At 53.8% G+C, this 14724-nt stretch carries 17 protein-coding genes and 1 CRISPR repeat array; of the genes, 3 read left to right on the top strand and 14 right to left on the bottom strand.

What is annotated here, in order from left to right:
* Positions 1–100 precede the first annotated feature (100 nt).
* A CRISPR array of direct repeats spans positions 101–397; the repeat unit is 26 nt; unit sequence GTGGAGTCTCAAGAGAGGATAGAAAG.
* Between the two features lie 85 nt (positions 398–482).
* The 6 genes from AC1HCZ_RS04135 to AC1HCZ_RS04110 are packed head-to-tail and all read right to left on the bottom strand — an operon-like array spanning position 483 to position 4821.
* On the bottom strand, positions 483–1238 hold the full coding sequence (locus AC1HCZ_RS04135; protein ID WP_479462279.1) for an energy-coupling factor ABC transporter ATP-binding protein: 756 nt from the start codon (positions 1236–1238) through the stop codon (positions 483–485).
* The gene (locus tag AC1HCZ_RS04130) at positions 1204–1899 is read right to left on the bottom strand and encodes a hypothetical protein (RefSeq protein WP_479462278.1); all 696 of its coding nucleotides are present in this window, start codon (positions 1897–1899) and stop codon (positions 1204–1206) included. Before AC1HCZ_RS04130 ends, AC1HCZ_RS04135 begins: the two co-directional genes overlap by 35 nt.
* A gap of 5 nt (positions 1900–1904) precedes the next feature.
* Positions 1905–2171, bottom strand: coding sequence for a PDGLE domain-containing protein (locus tag AC1HCZ_RS04125; RefSeq protein WP_479462277.1), 267 nt, complete (start codon positions 2169–2171; stop codon positions 1905–1907).
* Positions 2168–2794, bottom strand: a complete 627-nt coding sequence (locus AC1HCZ_RS04120; RefSeq protein ID WP_479462276.1) for an energy-coupling factor ABC transporter permease — start codon at positions 2792–2794, stop codon at positions 2168–2170. The genes AC1HCZ_RS04125 and AC1HCZ_RS04120 overlap by 4 nt, the downstream gene beginning before the upstream one ends.
* Positions 2795–2827: 33 nt before the next feature.
* Positions 2828–3874, bottom strand: coding sequence for a prephenate dehydrogenase/arogenate dehydrogenase family protein (locus AC1HCZ_RS04115; RefSeq protein ID WP_479462275.1), 1047 nt, complete (start codon positions 3872–3874; stop codon positions 2828–2830).
* Entirely contained in the window at positions 3871–4821 is a 951-nt protein-coding gene (locus AC1HCZ_RS04110; RefSeq protein ID WP_479462287.1) for a transketolase family protein, read from the bottom strand. Before AC1HCZ_RS04110 ends, AC1HCZ_RS04115 begins: the two co-directional genes overlap by 4 nt.
* Before the next feature lie 55 nt (positions 4822–4876).
* On the opposite strand from AC1HCZ_RS04110, the gene AC1HCZ_RS04105 reads away from it, so the two are divergent.
* Positions 4877–5569 (top strand): DUF72 domain-containing protein, encoded by a 693-nt coding sequence (locus tag AC1HCZ_RS04105; protein WP_479462274.1) that lies wholly within the window; start codon positions 4877–4879, stop codon positions 5567–5569.
* On the opposite strand, the gene AC1HCZ_RS04100 is transcribed toward AC1HCZ_RS04105, so the two are convergent.
* Together AC1HCZ_RS04100 and AC1HCZ_RS04095 are read right to left on the bottom strand one after the other, a co-directional pair.
* Positions 5566–7224: a S16 family serine protease gene (locus AC1HCZ_RS04100; RefSeq protein ID WP_479462273.1), complete on the bottom strand. Its 1659-nt coding sequence runs from the start codon at positions 7222–7224 to the stop codon at positions 5566–5568. The genes AC1HCZ_RS04105 and AC1HCZ_RS04100 overlap by 4 nt on opposite strands.
* A 32-nt stretch (positions 7225–7256) precedes the next feature.
* Positions 7257–8543, bottom strand: a complete 1287-nt coding sequence (locus AC1HCZ_RS04095; RefSeq protein WP_479462286.1) for a PfkB family carbohydrate kinase — start codon at positions 8541–8543, stop codon at positions 7257–7259.
* Between the two features lie 26 nt (positions 8544–8569).
* Here AC1HCZ_RS04095 and AC1HCZ_RS04090 point away from each other — a divergent pair, with 26 nt between their 5' ends.
* Positions 8570–9376 (top strand): hypothetical protein, encoded by an 807-nt coding sequence (locus AC1HCZ_RS04090; protein ID WP_479462272.1) that lies wholly within the window; start codon positions 8570–8572, stop codon positions 9374–9376.
* Here AC1HCZ_RS04090 and AC1HCZ_RS04085 read toward each other — a convergent pair.
* The 3 genes from AC1HCZ_RS04085 to AC1HCZ_RS04075 all read right to left on the bottom strand — a co-directional run bounded on the left by AC1HCZ_RS04085 (position 9373) and on the right by AC1HCZ_RS04075 (position 12194).
* On the bottom strand, positions 9373–10479 hold the full coding sequence (locus AC1HCZ_RS04085) for a potassium channel family protein (RefSeq protein ID WP_479462271.1): 1107 nt from the start codon (positions 10477–10479) through the stop codon (positions 9373–9375). The genes AC1HCZ_RS04090 and AC1HCZ_RS04085 overlap by 4 nt on opposite strands.
* Before the next feature lie 32 nt (positions 10480–10511).
* Positions 10512–11882: a phosphoglucosamine mutase gene (gene glmM / locus AC1HCZ_RS04080; RefSeq protein ID WP_479462270.1), complete on the bottom strand. Its 1371-nt coding sequence runs from the start codon at positions 11880–11882 to the stop codon at positions 10512–10514.
* Positions 11883–11969: 87 nt separating this feature from the next.
* A complete protein-coding gene (locus AC1HCZ_RS04075; protein ID WP_479462269.1) occupies positions 11970–12194 on the bottom strand; it encodes a hypothetical protein in 225 nt (74 codons plus the stop codon).
* A gap of 67 nt (positions 12195–12261) precedes the next feature.
* Here AC1HCZ_RS04075 and AC1HCZ_RS04070 point away from each other — a divergent pair, with 67 nt between their 5' ends.
* Positions 12262–13188, top strand: a complete 927-nt coding sequence (locus tag AC1HCZ_RS04070; protein ID WP_479462268.1) for an AbrB/MazE/SpoVT family DNA-binding domain-containing protein — start codon at positions 12262–12264, stop codon at positions 13186–13188.
* On the opposite strand, the gene AC1HCZ_RS04065 is transcribed toward AC1HCZ_RS04070, so the two are convergent.
* Genes AC1HCZ_RS04065 through ppa form a run of 3 tightly spaced genes read right to left on the bottom strand, consistent with a single transcriptional unit; the run spans position 13185 to position 14710 of the window.
* A complete protein-coding gene (locus tag AC1HCZ_RS04065) occupies positions 13185–13661 on the bottom strand; it encodes a hypothetical protein (protein ID WP_479462267.1) in 477 nt (158 codons plus the stop codon). The genes AC1HCZ_RS04070 and AC1HCZ_RS04065 overlap by 4 nt on opposite strands.
* A gap of 3 nt (positions 13662–13664) precedes the next feature.
* On the bottom strand, positions 13665–14150 hold the full coding sequence (locus AC1HCZ_RS04060; protein WP_479462266.1) for a hypothetical protein: 486 nt from the start codon (positions 14148–14150) through the stop codon (positions 13665–13667).
* Positions 14147–14710 carry an inorganic diphosphatase gene (ppa, locus tag AC1HCZ_RS04055; protein WP_479462265.1) on the bottom strand — a complete coding sequence of 188 codons (564 nt, stop codon included), beginning with the start codon at positions 14708–14710 and terminating at the stop codon, positions 14147–14149. Before ppa ends, AC1HCZ_RS04060 begins: the two co-directional genes overlap by 4 nt.
* Positions 14711–14724: the final 14 nt, after the last annotated feature.

Genomic DNA, 14724 nt, shown 5'->3' with positions numbered 1-14724 from the left:
ATTTCTTAAATGGAGAGAAAAATAGCTGGGAATTGTAAGGAAGCGGTAGAACGAAAGCCTTTTAAGGGAAGGAACTTGGAGCTTTATACGGAAGCGCTCGGTGGAGTCTCAAGAGAGGATAGAAAGTGAACCCTACTCCTCGGCGGCGTTCTTTCTATAACGAGCACTTTTCGTGGAGTCTCAAGAGAGGATAGAAAGCAGCAGTTCCGCAAGCTTCTGTTCCTGAATTGCTATGTTTAGTGGAGTCTCAAGAGAGGATAGAAAGATATGTTTCAATTCCGTGCATGCGCATGCGTTGTTTTCTATTCGTGGAGTCTCAAGAGAGGATAGAAAGACGGCATTAACGCAGACGAAATAAAGCAACTCATCAAGTGGAGTCTCAAAAGAGGATAGAAAGATACAGAATCCGTGCCTTCTCAGTCACCAAATAAAATCCAAACGATAGGATTACAAAATAGGATAGAAATGCCCAACGAGTTCTGCTAGAGAATTTTTCTCCTTCGTAAAGGACTCCTTTCCCTTACTACATCCAAAGCTTTCTCACCTAAGATGTCCAAGAGGGTCAGCCAAGACGGTGGTAAGGGGAGCTCCCCCAAGGCTTCGAGAGCTTCCACCATCACTGGCTTCCCGTCCCTCATGGTATAGACTTCGTCAGCTACCGAAGCCCAGTCCGGCTCGTGGGAAGCAACTAGGACTCCTTTCCCGGACTCTAATGCCTTCGAAACGAAGGCGACGAGCGTCTCGTAAGAACCCTTGTCCAAGTTCGCAGTAGGCTCGTCCAGCAAGAGGAACTCCGGGTCGTATACCGCCACAGAGGCCAAGGCCACCAGCTTCTTCTGACCGTAGCTGAGCTTGAAGGGGTTGCGGTCCAAGAACTCCCTTATTCCAAGCTCCTCCGAGACTTCCAAAACTCTTCTCCTTACCTCCTCCTCATCTACCCCCGCGGTACGGACGGAGTAGGCTATTTCGTCGTAGACCGTGGCGTTGAAGAGCTGGTCGTCGGGGTTCTGGAAGAGTACTCCGACCCTCCTCCTGTCCGCTTGTGAGAAGGACCTTCCGTCCAAAACTACTGAGCCCCTCTTCAAAGGCAACAAGGAGGCGAGGGCGTAGAGTAAGGTACTCTTCCCGGAACCCATGGGTCCGACTACCACGCCCAAGACGCCTCTCTTGACGCAGAGGGTGGCCCCTCTCAAGACGTAGTCCTCATACCCGAACCACGCGTCCAACAAACACAGCAAGGCAGTTCACCCCCAACAACGCTAAGGACGTCAACGTTGGGCTGAGGCGCCGAGGGGCCTCGAAACCCAACCCCCTGGCCTTAACTACCAGCATGAGGGTTAGCGCCTTCGAGGCCCTCCTAGCCAGCAACGCGCCCACGGCCGTCGCCAATGCCCACCAGATTTCGCGGAGCCTTGGAGGGGAGAGGGTCCTTGCCCTCCTGGCGAGGATGAGGGAGTTAAGCTCTTTGAGGGCTAGGTACGTTTGTAATGGAATTAACTTAATCATTAATTTTACTTCGTCAGAAACGGGTAAAGAGTTGACAAAACCCTCCCACCCGGTGAGCGAAATAATGAAAATAAAAACGGAAGAGGACGAGAAGCTTCTGACCACAAAGTCCAAAGCCCTCATAGGGTCCGACAACAACAAGGGAGCCGACACGACAGCGTCGAAGAACAATAGCGTTAGGAGTGCCTTTCCGAATCCTCCCTTAACAATTAGGTATATTCCCAAAGGGATGTCGACCAACGCCGCAAAGAGGTCGTTGGCGGCCAGGGCGGAGGAGGCGAGCGCGCTTAGGAGGAAGAGCAGGGGGGCCTTGGGCCTCACGTCCTTGGATGCGAGTGCTCTCGCCGCCTCAGCGGCCGTGTCCAAAAGACTCGCCAAGACTCTGTCGAACAAATTGATCACCTTTTGAACAAAAACTTGCTCAACAAATACACCGCAACCACACCTATAACGCCCGAGGCAAGGTAGCCCAGGGTGTCGGGAAGCCCTGGCACGGTGTAGTCCAACAGCGGGGTCCAGTTGACCTTGTCCGTGACGTCGTGTAGTCCCAACGCTTCCGCCGCTACGTCCAAGGGTTCATGGTAGCCCACGGCGTTGGCCAACACCACGCCGAACAAGGGGCTTACCACTATCATCGCCGAAATCGCGTACCAAACCTTCCTCACGGCTTCCACCCCGCACGAGTGGACATGTAATAGGTTACTAAGGCTGTGATTATTCCTTCTATAATACCCAACAAGAAGTGCCAACCAAACATTATAGGCAACGTCACCTCCAATCCGTAAGGGAAGGAGGGACTCAACCCTATCTCGACTCCCGCCGTCGCCCCCGCGACCGCTATGCTGAGCCAGCCGGCCAAGAAGGAGGCTACGAACGTTCCCTTCGGCCCTCCGAGCACCTCCTTAACTGACTTGTAGACGAGATAACCTACCCACACCGCGACTATGCCCATGTTGAATATGTTCGCGCCCAGTGCGGTGATCCCCCCGTCGTGAAACAAGAAGCACTGTACGCTGATTACTAAGGCCATTATCAAACTTCCCAGCCACGGACCGAAGAGTATCCCGACCAGAGCCCCTCCGACGAAGTGTAGCGACGTCCCTCCGGGAATGGGCCAGTTGAGCATCTGGGCGGCGAATATTGCCGATGCGAAGGCGCTGGCCCAAGCGGACTTTTCCTCTCCCAAGATATCCTTGGCCTTCTTCCACGCGTAGGCTAAGTACGTCAGAGCGACGGCGTAGGTGACCACAATCCAAGGGAGACTCAAGAAGCCGTCTGGTATGTGCACGTCTATTCGCCGCTATGTGCACACGGTTAGAAGTTAATGACCTTTCCTCCAGCGTTTATCCATTTGCGAAGCTACCCTCAAGAACTCCTCTCTCGCGTGGGCTGCGTATTCGTTCATTTCTTGTATTTCATCTATAACTTCGCTTAATTCCTTCAATCTTTGGATTGTTTCGAGAGTCTTTTTGAAAGACCTAGTTGCGTATCTCATGTAGTCCACCCCGTACTCTTTCGACAACTTCTTGGCCGCCTCGTCCAAACTGACGAGAGCGAAGTGGTGGAGCACTTGGGTAACCGCCATCGCTCTGTCGTGCTCTTCAGGAGTGCTGGTGATTACCTCGAACCCCATGGATACTAAGATGTTCTGGACCAGCCTCACCCAGTAGTCGTAGCTCTTCACCGGCACTACCACCACCGTCTCGCCCAAGGGCTCAACTTCTGGACCGAAGAGCGGGTGAAGGCTGATGTACTCGATGTATTCCGGTAAGACTTTTAGCACCTCTTCTACAACCGCCTTCTTTACTGAGGATATGTCGCTCAGGAGGGCTCCAGACCTCATAAGGGGGGCTAGCCCCTTTACGAGCTCCGGGACAGCCTTAGGTGGGACAGCCAAGATGAGCCACTCTACCTCTTTGACGACCTCCTTCGGCTCCCCCCACTCAACTTTGAACCTTTTAGCCATCCACTCTGCCTTCTCCAAGTTTCTCCCGGTGACCACGACCCTGTGGCCTGCCCGGGAAAACGCCTTCACCAGCTGTTCTCCCATGCCGCCGTAGCCGTAAATCCCGACGTAAACCTTCTCGGGAGTGTACAGCTGGATCTTTTTAGACTCTTCCAATATCATCTTAAACATTTCTTTAGTGAAGTCTTGAGGTATTCCGAGCTCCAGTCCCCAGACCGTCCTTGTCACCATTACCTCTTCCTCCCTGTCCTTGTCGTATACCGGAAGTCCCAAGTTCTTCTTAGTGTCTGTGATTTCCTTAACTATCTCGAACCTTTTCTTAAGTAGCTTCAATATCTCTTTATCGAGCTTGTCGAGCTCCCTCCTCTTAACTTTCAAGGTCTCGAGGGGGTTCTCGCTCATCTCCTAACCCTCCTTTCGAGCCTTTTCACAGCATTGATTATAGAGGTAAAGTCGAGTCCGTTCGCAATTATAATGTGCCTCACGTCCCGCGCTGACTTTCCAAACGAGCGGGCGCCGAGAATCTCCATAGGTACCGGAACGGTCTGAGCTAAGTACTCTGCCACGGCCGAGCCGAGTCCTCCCCTGACGCCGTGCTCCTCTACGGTCACCACGCCAGAGTACTTGCCTGCCACCTTGTCGAGCGTTTTTGTGTCCAAGGGCTTAACCGTGTGCATGTTTATAACTGCGACGCTGGTGCCTTCCTTCTCGAGCTTTTCTGCCGCAATTAGGGCGTCCCAGAGGAGGGGGCCGTTGCCTATTATCGCGAAGTCGTAGCCGTCCTTGAGCCAGACCGCCTTACCTACCCGAAACTCATAGTTGTCGTCTTTGTATACCTTAGGGCCGTAATCCCTCCCTATCCTCATGTAAACGGGCGTCGGGAAGTCCAGTATCTCCGGCAAGGCCTTCCTTATCTCGGTCGCGTCCGCCGGCACTACGACGCTCATGCAGGGCAAAGTCCTCATGAGGGCTACGTCCTCCAACACTTGGTGAGACGAGCCGTCCCCGGCGTCCGAGAAGCCGGCGTGAGTGCCCACTATCTTCACGTTGACGTGTGCCCTGCAGACCGTGTTCCTCACTTGCTCCCAAGCCCTCATTAAGAACATAGCGAAGGCTGCGACCAATGGTTGGAAGCCCACCGCTGCCAAGCCAGCGCTCATCCCTATCATGTTCTGTTCGGAAATACCAACATTGATGAACCTTTCCGGAAACCTCTCGGCGAACCACTTCGTCCGGGTGGCGTCAGCTACGTCGGCCGTCAAAACTACTAGGTCCTTCCTCTTCTCCCCCTCCTTGACCAGCTGTTCCCCAAAGGCGTTCCGAGGCGACTCGTTCAACGTCTCTCCCACCCCGGACCCACCAAAGGCCTTTATAGTTCCACCGAGCAAGAACCCCAGCCTTGCCATGAAAGTGCACGTCGGCACGTCCGGATGGGCCTACCGCTGGAACAAGGGAGGGTTGAAGGGGTACGTGAAGAACACTCCCTTCGACACGGTAGAGTTAAACTCAAGCTTCTACAGAGTTCCCAATGAGAGGACGGTCGAGAGGTGGGCTAGAGATGGCTCGGGCTTGCTCTGGAGCGTTAAAGTATACAAAAAGATAACCCACACGTCCAAGTTCGGTCCGGACAGCTACGAGACTTGGGATGAGTTCGAGAGGGCCTTCAAGCCCCTTGACCCATTGATCAAGTTCTATTTATTTCAACTACCTCCCAGCTTTGGGCCGGGGGACTTCTCGAAGCTAGAGGAGTTCTTAAAGACCGTATCTTTAGGGAGGAGAGCCGCAATCGAGTTTAGGAACAAGGAACTGTTCAACGATAAATACATCAAGAAGTTAGATGAGTTGGAAGCTACGTTCGTTAGCGTAGACAGCAAGAAGTTTAAGGTATATGCGAAGATTGGGCCTTACGCTTACTTCCGGCTGCACGGCCGTGGCGAGCCCCCTTACGCTTATTCCTATACAGAGACGGAACTGGAGGAAATAGCGAAGAAGGTAGTCGAGGTTGGAGGCGAAGCGTTCGTGTACTTCAACAACGACGATATGTACAAAAACGCTTTGACATTCTTAGAAATAATGAAGAGGTTTTCAGAACCTTAAGATAACAACGAAAGGAGCAAGAAGTGGGTCGACGCTAGGGCCGCGTACAAGAAGGCCTCCTCGCCTTGGGAGGCCTCGGCGCTGGTGTAGTATATCTCCGCCGCGTAGGGCGCTAGTCCCCTGTTCAAGGCCAGGGCGGCGTTACACTTCAAAGCGGCCATCATTTTACTAATCATGGTGTCCGGCGAGATATTGTAAGTTGTGTGGAGGCTATACGTGACCAGCGCTGAAAGGTAGGTGCTGGCCGCAAGTTTGTATATCGCCGGCATGTCGTTGGCTTCCTTGTATACCCCCGCTGCAGTCCCTAACTCGCTGGACGGGAGGGCACCCAATTGTGAGCTTATAGCTGTGTAATAAGCGAGGAGTTCGCCGGCCGAGGAGTAGAGCGCCAGAGCGTCCCTCAAGAGTTCCTTAGGATTTGCCTTAGGTCCTGGCGGCTCCAAGGAGATCAAACTCATCCAAGTCTTAGCAGCCTCAGAGTAGTACTTAGCTAATACTAAGTAATATATGATGTCTGTTAGGTCAGTACTGTTTAACGCCTCGTGGTAGAAGTAGTAGGCCTTCAAAACCCTAGTAGCAGCGGTGAGGAGCGGGTCCAGCTCGTTCACGTCGTAGGTCATGTTGTTCATTATAGTAGAGTTGGCCTCGTTTATTCTACTCTCGACCTCGTCGCTGAGCCTCACCAAAGCTTTGAATCCGCTCAACGCTACCTCGTCGTACCATTTGGCCTCTTCTGCCAAGATAGCTGCCGTGAAAGCGTAGTTCACCCCTTCGTAGGGGTCCTTCGCCTTGCGGGCCTTATCGGCCATCCCATCTGCCTTAGAAAGTAGGACGGTCGACTCTTGACTGATGCCTCGGACCTCCGAGCGGGCCTCTTTGTAGAGCTTCAAGTAGTAGTTCCTCCACTCATTCATTAACTTTAACACTTCGTTGGGTAAGTCGACCTCCGCTTTGCACTCTCTTAACTTCACACCTTTCAGCCAGACTTTTAGGGCCTCATAGGCCGTAGCAACTGGGACGACCTTAATGCCCAATCTATTTCCCTCTTCGATTAAGTTAACCTTCTCTGTCCTAAAGCGCTGAACTATCCCGAAGGGCAGGGGTTCGATATTCACGACCCTTCTGGTGACGACTTCCTCTCCCTTAGGGATCACAAACACCTTATAACCGTTCTGAACGGCCGCGATCATCTTAGCGTAGACTCCTCCGACCGGCCCGACGACCCCGTCAGGGCCCACGGTGCCGGTGCCGGCTACGTCCTTCCTGATTGGGGTTCCTGTGAGGGCCGAGTAGGTCGCCACGGTCATCGCCAGCCCCGCGCTGGGGCCGCCCACTATCACGCTCGGAGTCTTAAACTTGAAGAAGAAGTCGTACTTGGTCCAGTCCTTGTGCGCCAGCGCGGAGGCCACCAGCACCGCGACCCGGGCCACGCCTTGGGTGTCGACCTCCGTCAAGGGTTCTGAGGAGACGTAGATCTCCCCGCTTCCCGGATAGGCGACCGTCACTTGGAGGGTTCCCACTACTCCGCGCTCCTCCCCTCCGGGCCCCACGCTGACGCCTACCACCGGCACTTCAGCCACGCGGACTTGGGAGTAGCACCGGCTAGCCCCGAGCGCGAGGGACGCCAACAGCAGTAAGGCGACTAGTTGCTTCAAGGCATTCGCCGCTGCGACCTCCCGGAGCGCCCTTAAATCTGGAAGACGGCGCCCAACATGTCCTTGAGTTCCTCCAACCCTTCAGCTATCAGCCTCACCATCGCCTCCTTTCCGTAGTAACCCTTGTCGAATATAACATCGGGTACCTTACCCAAGTCAGAGTAAGCCTTCCTTACGGCCCACCTCATGCTCTCCTCCCCGGGAGGTTCGGTATCCCTCTTGAGCTCGTAGACCTCGTAGCCGGCCTCGGAGAGCGCCGAGACGTTCTCGGGGCTGTACCTTATGTTCATAACTGCCCTCACGCGCGGGTTGTACTTCTGTGCCTCTAACAGCAAGCGCGCCGTGTGGTCGGCTTGACCCCACCAAGGGACGCAGCAAGACCTAAGCCCCTTGGGAGTCAACCTGAGCCTCCCGGGGACTCCGAGCACCGAGCCCTTGCCCCTCACCAGCTCCTTCGGAACCGAGTAGGCCACGTTTATCCCGACTTCCGGGGCGATCTTCTTGGCCTTCTCTAATGGCAAGCTCTCGAGCCATTCTATGAAATACTTGTACTCCTCGTACATGCAGTGCCTAACCGCGTCGTACCTCATCTGGAACAACGGGTCCAAGACGTCCTCGCCTCGAGAGAAGAAGTGTGCCAGTCTCGCGTAGCCCACCGCCTTCCTCGCGGCTACCACTGGGTCGTCGCCCAAGGCTAGGTACGAGGCTAGGGCCATGGCCATGAAGCTTCCGGACCCGTGGAAGGACGGCGCCCTTTTCGTACCCCTTATTATTTCCACGTACCCGTCGTAGTATATCACGTCAGCTAATACATCCAAGTGCCCGCCCGTGACCACGACCAGCCTCGGGCCCATCTTAGCTAACGCTTCGGCCGCCCTCATCGCGTCCTCCACCGTGCGGACCCTCAAACCGGTTAGGGCCTCCGCCTCCGGGGCGTTGGGTGTCACCGCAAACGAGACAGACAAGATCTTCTTGTAGGTTTCCAAGCTACCCTCGTAGAGCGTTCCACCGGCCGAGGCCTTGAGGACGGGGTCAACCACCACAACTCCGTCCAAATACTTCAGTAGGGCCTCGGCGAGCTCCTCGTTACAGAGCATCCCTAACTTCCAATTCCGTACTCCTTTCACGGCCTTAAGCTGACCTTCCAGAACCTCTATATCGCTGCACTTAGAGCCGTAGAACTCGGTGGGCGTTTGGTACGTGATAGCCGTCGCCACCGGGTGTACGTGGACGCCGACGGCGCTGCCGACCTTGACGTCCATCTCTACCCCAGCGCCCCCGGAGGGGTCGAGGCCGCCGACGGCCGCCACCCTCTTCACAGCCAAACACCTAGGGTGATGATAAAGTGCTATTGAAAAAGTTCAACATTAGGTGCTCGAAAGTCGAATGGGGCCCCTACATAGCAGTCCTAAGAGAGACGTTTGGGGTCGGAGCTCTAGACTTAGACGGGAGGTACGTAGTCAAAGGAGGAATGACGAGGTTTAGCGACTTGAGCTGGAGCGGCAAGGTGCTGGGCGCGGTTTCTAAAAAGAGGTTGTTAATGCTTGACTTCTCCGAGGGGCTCGAGAGGGTTAGGGAGAGTTCCGTCAAACTCGAAGGGGCGGTGAGCGTGGTAGGGGTGGAAGGCGGCTTCGCCGTCGGTACGGAGGACGGGAGGGTTCTAATACTGAGAGAGGGAAAAGTAGTTAAAGAAATAAGAGTAGCTGAGGAGCTGCCCGTAACCCGCCTCGAGAGGACCGAAAGCGGCGCCTTGCTGGCGGTCGCAGGTAAGTACAACCTAATCATCGTAAACGAGAACGGAGAAGTACTGGCGCACCACAGCTACCAATGGGACTTGAGTAAGGTCCGGTGGACCCCGGACTTGGAATGGCTCATCGTGTTCAACAACGACGAAATCCAAATACTTAAGTTCGAAGAGGGGCACGAAAATTACGTCAAAGTAGCCGAGGTTCGGGGCAAGGGGAGGGACGCCGAGTGGTGCAACACCGACTTGTGTCTAGCGCTCAACAACAAAGTCATGATATATAAGGACTTCAACGTAGGCGAGCTGCCGCGCGTCACCTTCGCCTTCGAGTGTAAGTCGTGCTCGTGGGCTCCAAAGTGCAAGGGCGTTGCCATGTGTGGGAACCTGTTGGCCGTTATTAAGTTCTAATCCTCGAACTCAACCGCCACAGCCACGTCGTGGGGCTCCAAGTAGTCGCCGGGCCTGAGAGGAGTCACCTCGTTCAGTCCGGAAACCTTAGCTACCACATAAATCTTCTTCTTCCTTTTTCTACTTAGGACGTCAGAAAGCTCGTGCGCCGTGAGGCGCTCCATCCTCCCCAACACGTACATCTTGTTGGCTATTTTGGCGAAGAGTAAACCCCCCTTCTTAAGTAAGCTCAGCTCGACTAGCCTCGGGTGCTCTTCAGAGAGGGCCGAGAGGAACATGGCCGCGGTGGGGTCGGTTAGCGACTCCTTGAAGAGATACCCGAAGGAGTCGAGCGTGATAACCACGTCAGCTTCGAACTCTTGCGAGGCGAGCTTCTCCGCCCTCTTCGTGTGGGCAACGAATATCAACCTAGGGGGGTACAAACTCTTCCCCATCAAGCTTCGTATTACTGCGAGGCTGGAGAGCCCCTCCTTGTCGTTCTTACCACATATAACTATATCGCTCGCAGTTTCTATACCTCCTCTCAAATAAGTATCGACCTCCGTCAGCGAGCCCCTTACTATTACAACTCCAGCTTCTCTGGCCTTGGCTACGTATTTTTCTGGAGTGTCATAGGAGGTAACCCACACTATCCTTCCTCTCTTTCCAACCTCCCTTATCAAGTGAGTAGCTATGTATACACACGTGTTCGACGAGCCAACTATCATTATCCTCGTTCCCCTTACGCTCAACTCGCCCTCCCTTTCCCTTATCGCCTTCTCTACGATGAAGTGGGTCGCGATGCTCAGAGCAGCCGTTAGTCCGGCGAAGCCGCTCAAAGCGAGGGCTAAGGCTAGGACTCTCCCCTCGAAGGTGGTGGGGACCACGTCACCGTATCCTACCGTGGTAACGGTTATTATGGCCCAATATATCGCCTCGAAGAGGGACTTACCCTCGACGTGCTGGAAGAGGACGGAGCTGAAGAATACTATAGTTATTAACACAAGCGCTATGACGACGGAAGTCCTACTAAAAAGGGTGGAGTACCACCACAGCGCGTGAACGTAGAAAGCCCTGGTCCAGTTGGACAGTTTGTTGCTCAGCCAGTTGAACGCCGCTCTCATTTCTTTCTAAAGGCCGGCAGTTAGGGAGGCATTTAAGTCGAACTTAAGAATACCTTGACAAACCTTTCCAGCTCTGAATAGATTTCCCTTGCCCTCTTCGGGTCCTTGCCCTCCACCATAATCCTCACCACAGGCTCGGTGCCCGAGGGACGTACTAGGAACCAGAAGTCCTCGCAGACCACCTTTAGGCCGTCTATTTCTGTGAACCGGCAGTTATGGTACTTGGACTTGAGGGATTCGTAAAGTTCTTGCAAGTTGGTCTTCTTACCCCTCTGCACCTTACCCTTTATCGAATATGCCTTTGGAAGCTCTGAGAAAAGTTCGGAGGCCTTCTTACCTTTATGGGCGAGCATCTCCAAGAACAATGCGGCAGTCATGGCGCCGTCCCTCACCGGCTGGTGGACTGGGTTCATGAACCCGCCGTTCTCCTCGAAGCCGCTCACCCCTCCCCTCTTGATAAGCTCGTGGGCTATGACAACGCTCCCCACCGGGGTCCAAACAACTTCTATTCCCTTCGGCCCCAAGTAGCCCTCCACCACTATGTGAGAGGAGGAGACGCCCGTGAACGTTCTCTTGGGCAAGTGAGGGTATTTCTCCGCCAAGTGTTCCGTGAGCAACGCCCCGGAGCGGTCGCCCCAGTGGACCTCCCCGGCCTCGTCGCCGACGATCGCCCTGTCGGCGTCGGCGTCGTGCGCGACGAGGAAGTCCGCCCCGAGCGCGACGGCCGCGCGAGAGGCCTCCTCCAAGCTTTGGGGGGTGGGCTCCGGACGTCTGCCGGGGAAGGACGGGTCCAAGTTACAGTTTAGACACAGCACCTTGGCCCCCAACCTCCTCAACACCAAGGGCGTGGCGAGGGAGCCGACGCTGTTGGCCCCATCAACTACTACCTTGAAGTCTTTTTTCAACGCCTTACCTAGGTCTATTTCCGCTAAAATTCCGTCGGCGTATACGTCCAAGACGCGGTCCTCCCGCTTCACGCCTTTAAGTTCGCTGTAGGGTACCCTCCGCACCTTATTCTCGAAAATTATCTCTTCTATTTCCCTTTCCGCCTCCCTCGGGACCTCGACTCCGTTGGAGCCCACCACCTTCACACCGTTGTACTGAGGAGGGTTGTGGGACGCAGTCACCATTATACCCATGTCGTAGCCTAAGCGGGGCACGGCGTACTGGAGCGCCGGGGTTGGCACGAGGCCCGCGTAGTAGGGCTCACAGCCACAAGAGCTCAAACCGGCCAGCACGGCTGAGACCAACATGTCGCCGCCGTAGCGGACGTCCCTCCCCACGAGGACCTTGCCACCTCCCAGCCAAGTACACGCGGCTTGAGCGACCTTCATTGCCAGCTCTGGGGTCATCTCTTCGTTGGTTACCCCTCTTACTCCATCGGTGCCGAAGAGCTTTCCCAAAACCTCCTACCGCCCCTCCCTTCGGGCCGGAAACTCTAAAGCCTCAGCCCAGGGGCACCGCTCACCGCTCGCAGGTAATACCAGTCTTCATCGGGCCTTGTTTATCTTTTTTCCCCACAGTCTAACGTATTGCAGAACGATGAAGTAACTCTTGGCCGCCACGTCCCTGTCGATTACTCCAGTCTCCAAGACCTCGCCCTCGTTTGTAACTACTATTATCTTTGCCTTGTTTTTGTCGAGGTTAACCACTTTAACGTCCTTGACTAATCCTGACATTGCCATGCCCTCGACGTCAAGCAATCGCAGCTTCATTTTCCTTCCATGCGTCGCCTTTGGAAAGGCCTTTTAATAATCTCTGTAAATATGTGCATATACCGGAGTGGCGGTATTGATAGAACGAAGGAGGTTAGTGAGGCTAGGACGTTCGACGTTAGTTGTGTCACTTCCCGCCGACTGGATAAAGAAGAAGGGGCTGAGGGCTGGAGACGTCCTCACCTTGGTTATAGAAGATAATTACATAAAGATAGTTCCCGACACTGCAACTGTGTCCGAGAAAGTGGCCGTTACGATAGAAGTCAAGAAGAGGGTCGAAGGCCTTTACAGAGCTATAATAGCTGCTTACATAGCCGGCGCCGACATAATAAGAATAACTTTCGAGGATAGTTCCTTGTTGTACCAGATAATGAAACATGTCAAGACTGCTATGAATCAGTTAATAGGCTTAGAAATAGTCGAACAGAGGCCTAAAGAGATGGTGCTTCAGACATTCATAAGCGGGAGCGAGCAGAACCCGGCAGAGCTGACCAAGAGGCTAGTAGGTTTAATCTCACTAATGATGGAACAGTTACTGGAAGGGGGCCAGCTCGAGTACTTACAAGAGCTCGAGAACGAGGTGGACAAGCTCTACCGCCTCGCCCTTCGTGCGCTGAACTCGTCCTCCGAACCCGACATTTTTGTTACCAACTTGCTGACCTCACTAGAAATGACCTCCGACAGCCTAGTCCCCTTGGCGCAGTCACTTAAGGAATGGAAGAAAAAAGAAGTGATAGATGTACTCAACATAGCCAAGGAAGTAGTAGACTTCTTGCAAAATATAGAAAATGTAGGCGAGAAGTTAGGCGATGTAGACGAGAAGATCGGGGTATTGGAAATGGTTGAAGACGAAATAGAGAAGAGGAATTTAGACGAGAAGCTGAAGTACAGGTTAATTATGTTCATTCATAACTTGAAAAATGTGTTACTAATGCTCCACAACATGGAGGCTAGGGACGCGGTGAGAAGTAAGGAGCGCAAATTGGTTATTTAGAGCTCTTCCTCCCACGAGCTCCAGACAGGCTCCTCTTCATAGAGCTCATGAGGGGGGGCATAGGTCGGCACGTAACCCATTTTCCTAATCAAGCTCTCCACGAACGACCTCTCGGCCACTCCGAGCAGGGGCGCGTAAGGTAAGTATTCCACGTATTTTGCCAAGAAGGCTCTGGCCCCATCTATGTTCCCCTTTTCAACCATCCCCTTCACGCTGGCCAACACGTTTGACATAACTTCAGCGACCTCCCTCAAAGCCCTCCTCCCCTCGTCGGTTAGGACTAAGTACCTTTCTTTCCCGAACAGCTTCTTTTTCTTAACCTCCTTCACAAAGCCCTTCTCTATCAATTCTTTAACTACGTCCTCGAGCATGTCCTCATCCATGTTCAATAGTTCTGCTATCTTCCTCAAGCTGTAGCCTTTGTTGCTTAAGAGCATGACCGTTAGTTCGAGTGGTGTGAGCCTGAAGGACAACGCTTACATCACCACCAGTTCGTGCCTTTTCAAGAATGCTGCTATCGAGAAGGTAGCTACAAACGCCGCCAGGAACGACAAGACCGCTTTGCTGCCGGGGTTTGCGGGGTCCGTCACGAAGGGTACTAGCTCGAGGGCCTCCAGGGTGGGCCTCAAGCTCACTTGGACAGAAACGTCCTTTAGGTAGCGCTCATACACTATCACGTTCTTGTAGGCGCATACTAGGTAGTTGAGGTTTCCTTCGGCTACCTCGTACTTGTTGCAAGGTATTATACCGCTGGAGAAGCCCAAGGCTCCGGGTCCCACGTACTTTCCGCCTTCGAAATTCAAGAACTTCTCCGGGGGAGTTAACATAACCTTCACGACTTCCTCGCAGTGAGGACACGGGTAGAAGAACGTCCAAGCAAGGTTTCCGCCCGGTACCTCGAAAGTGCCGTGGGCTAACACCATTCCGCTGAGCGTTAAGACGAGTACGTCGTAGGTTATCACTGCCCTTGCCCGCTCGTTAGGGCGCTCGAGCGCTTATTTTGTTGATAGCGGTCGATGGCTGTCTTTATTTTTTTGTAAGCTTCCTCTTTAGGTAGCCAGTCCTTTATCTTGACCCACTTACCAGGTTCCAGCTCCTTGTAGTGTTCGAAGAAGTGTTTTATCTTATCCTTTATTATCTGGGGTATGTCGCTCACATCCTTAATATCCTTGAACCTGGGGTCTACCTTCTCCACGGGGACGGCAATTATCTTGCTGTCGGGGCCCTCCTCGTCCTCCATCACGAGGACTCCGATGGGCTTAGCCTTTAGGTAGGTGCCCGGATAGAAGGGGTCGTAGCTCAAGACCAGCACGTCTATGGGGTCGCCGTCTTCCTCCAAGGTGCCAGGTATAAAACCGTAGTTGAAGGGATAATACATTGCGGTGTAGAGCACCCTGTCAACTTTTATTAATCCCGTGTCCTTATCCATCTCGTACTTAACGTAACCCCCCATGGGTATCTCTATTACTACGTTAATGACTTCCGGAGCGTCCTTACCGGGGCCTAGCTTCTCTAAACTCAAGGTGCCTCCCGGAC

It is taken from the genome of Ignicoccus sp., assembly GCF_056435145.1.
The sequence above is the reverse complement of the archived record's forward strand: the minus strand, read 5'-3'. Positions and strand labels throughout refer to the sequence as shown.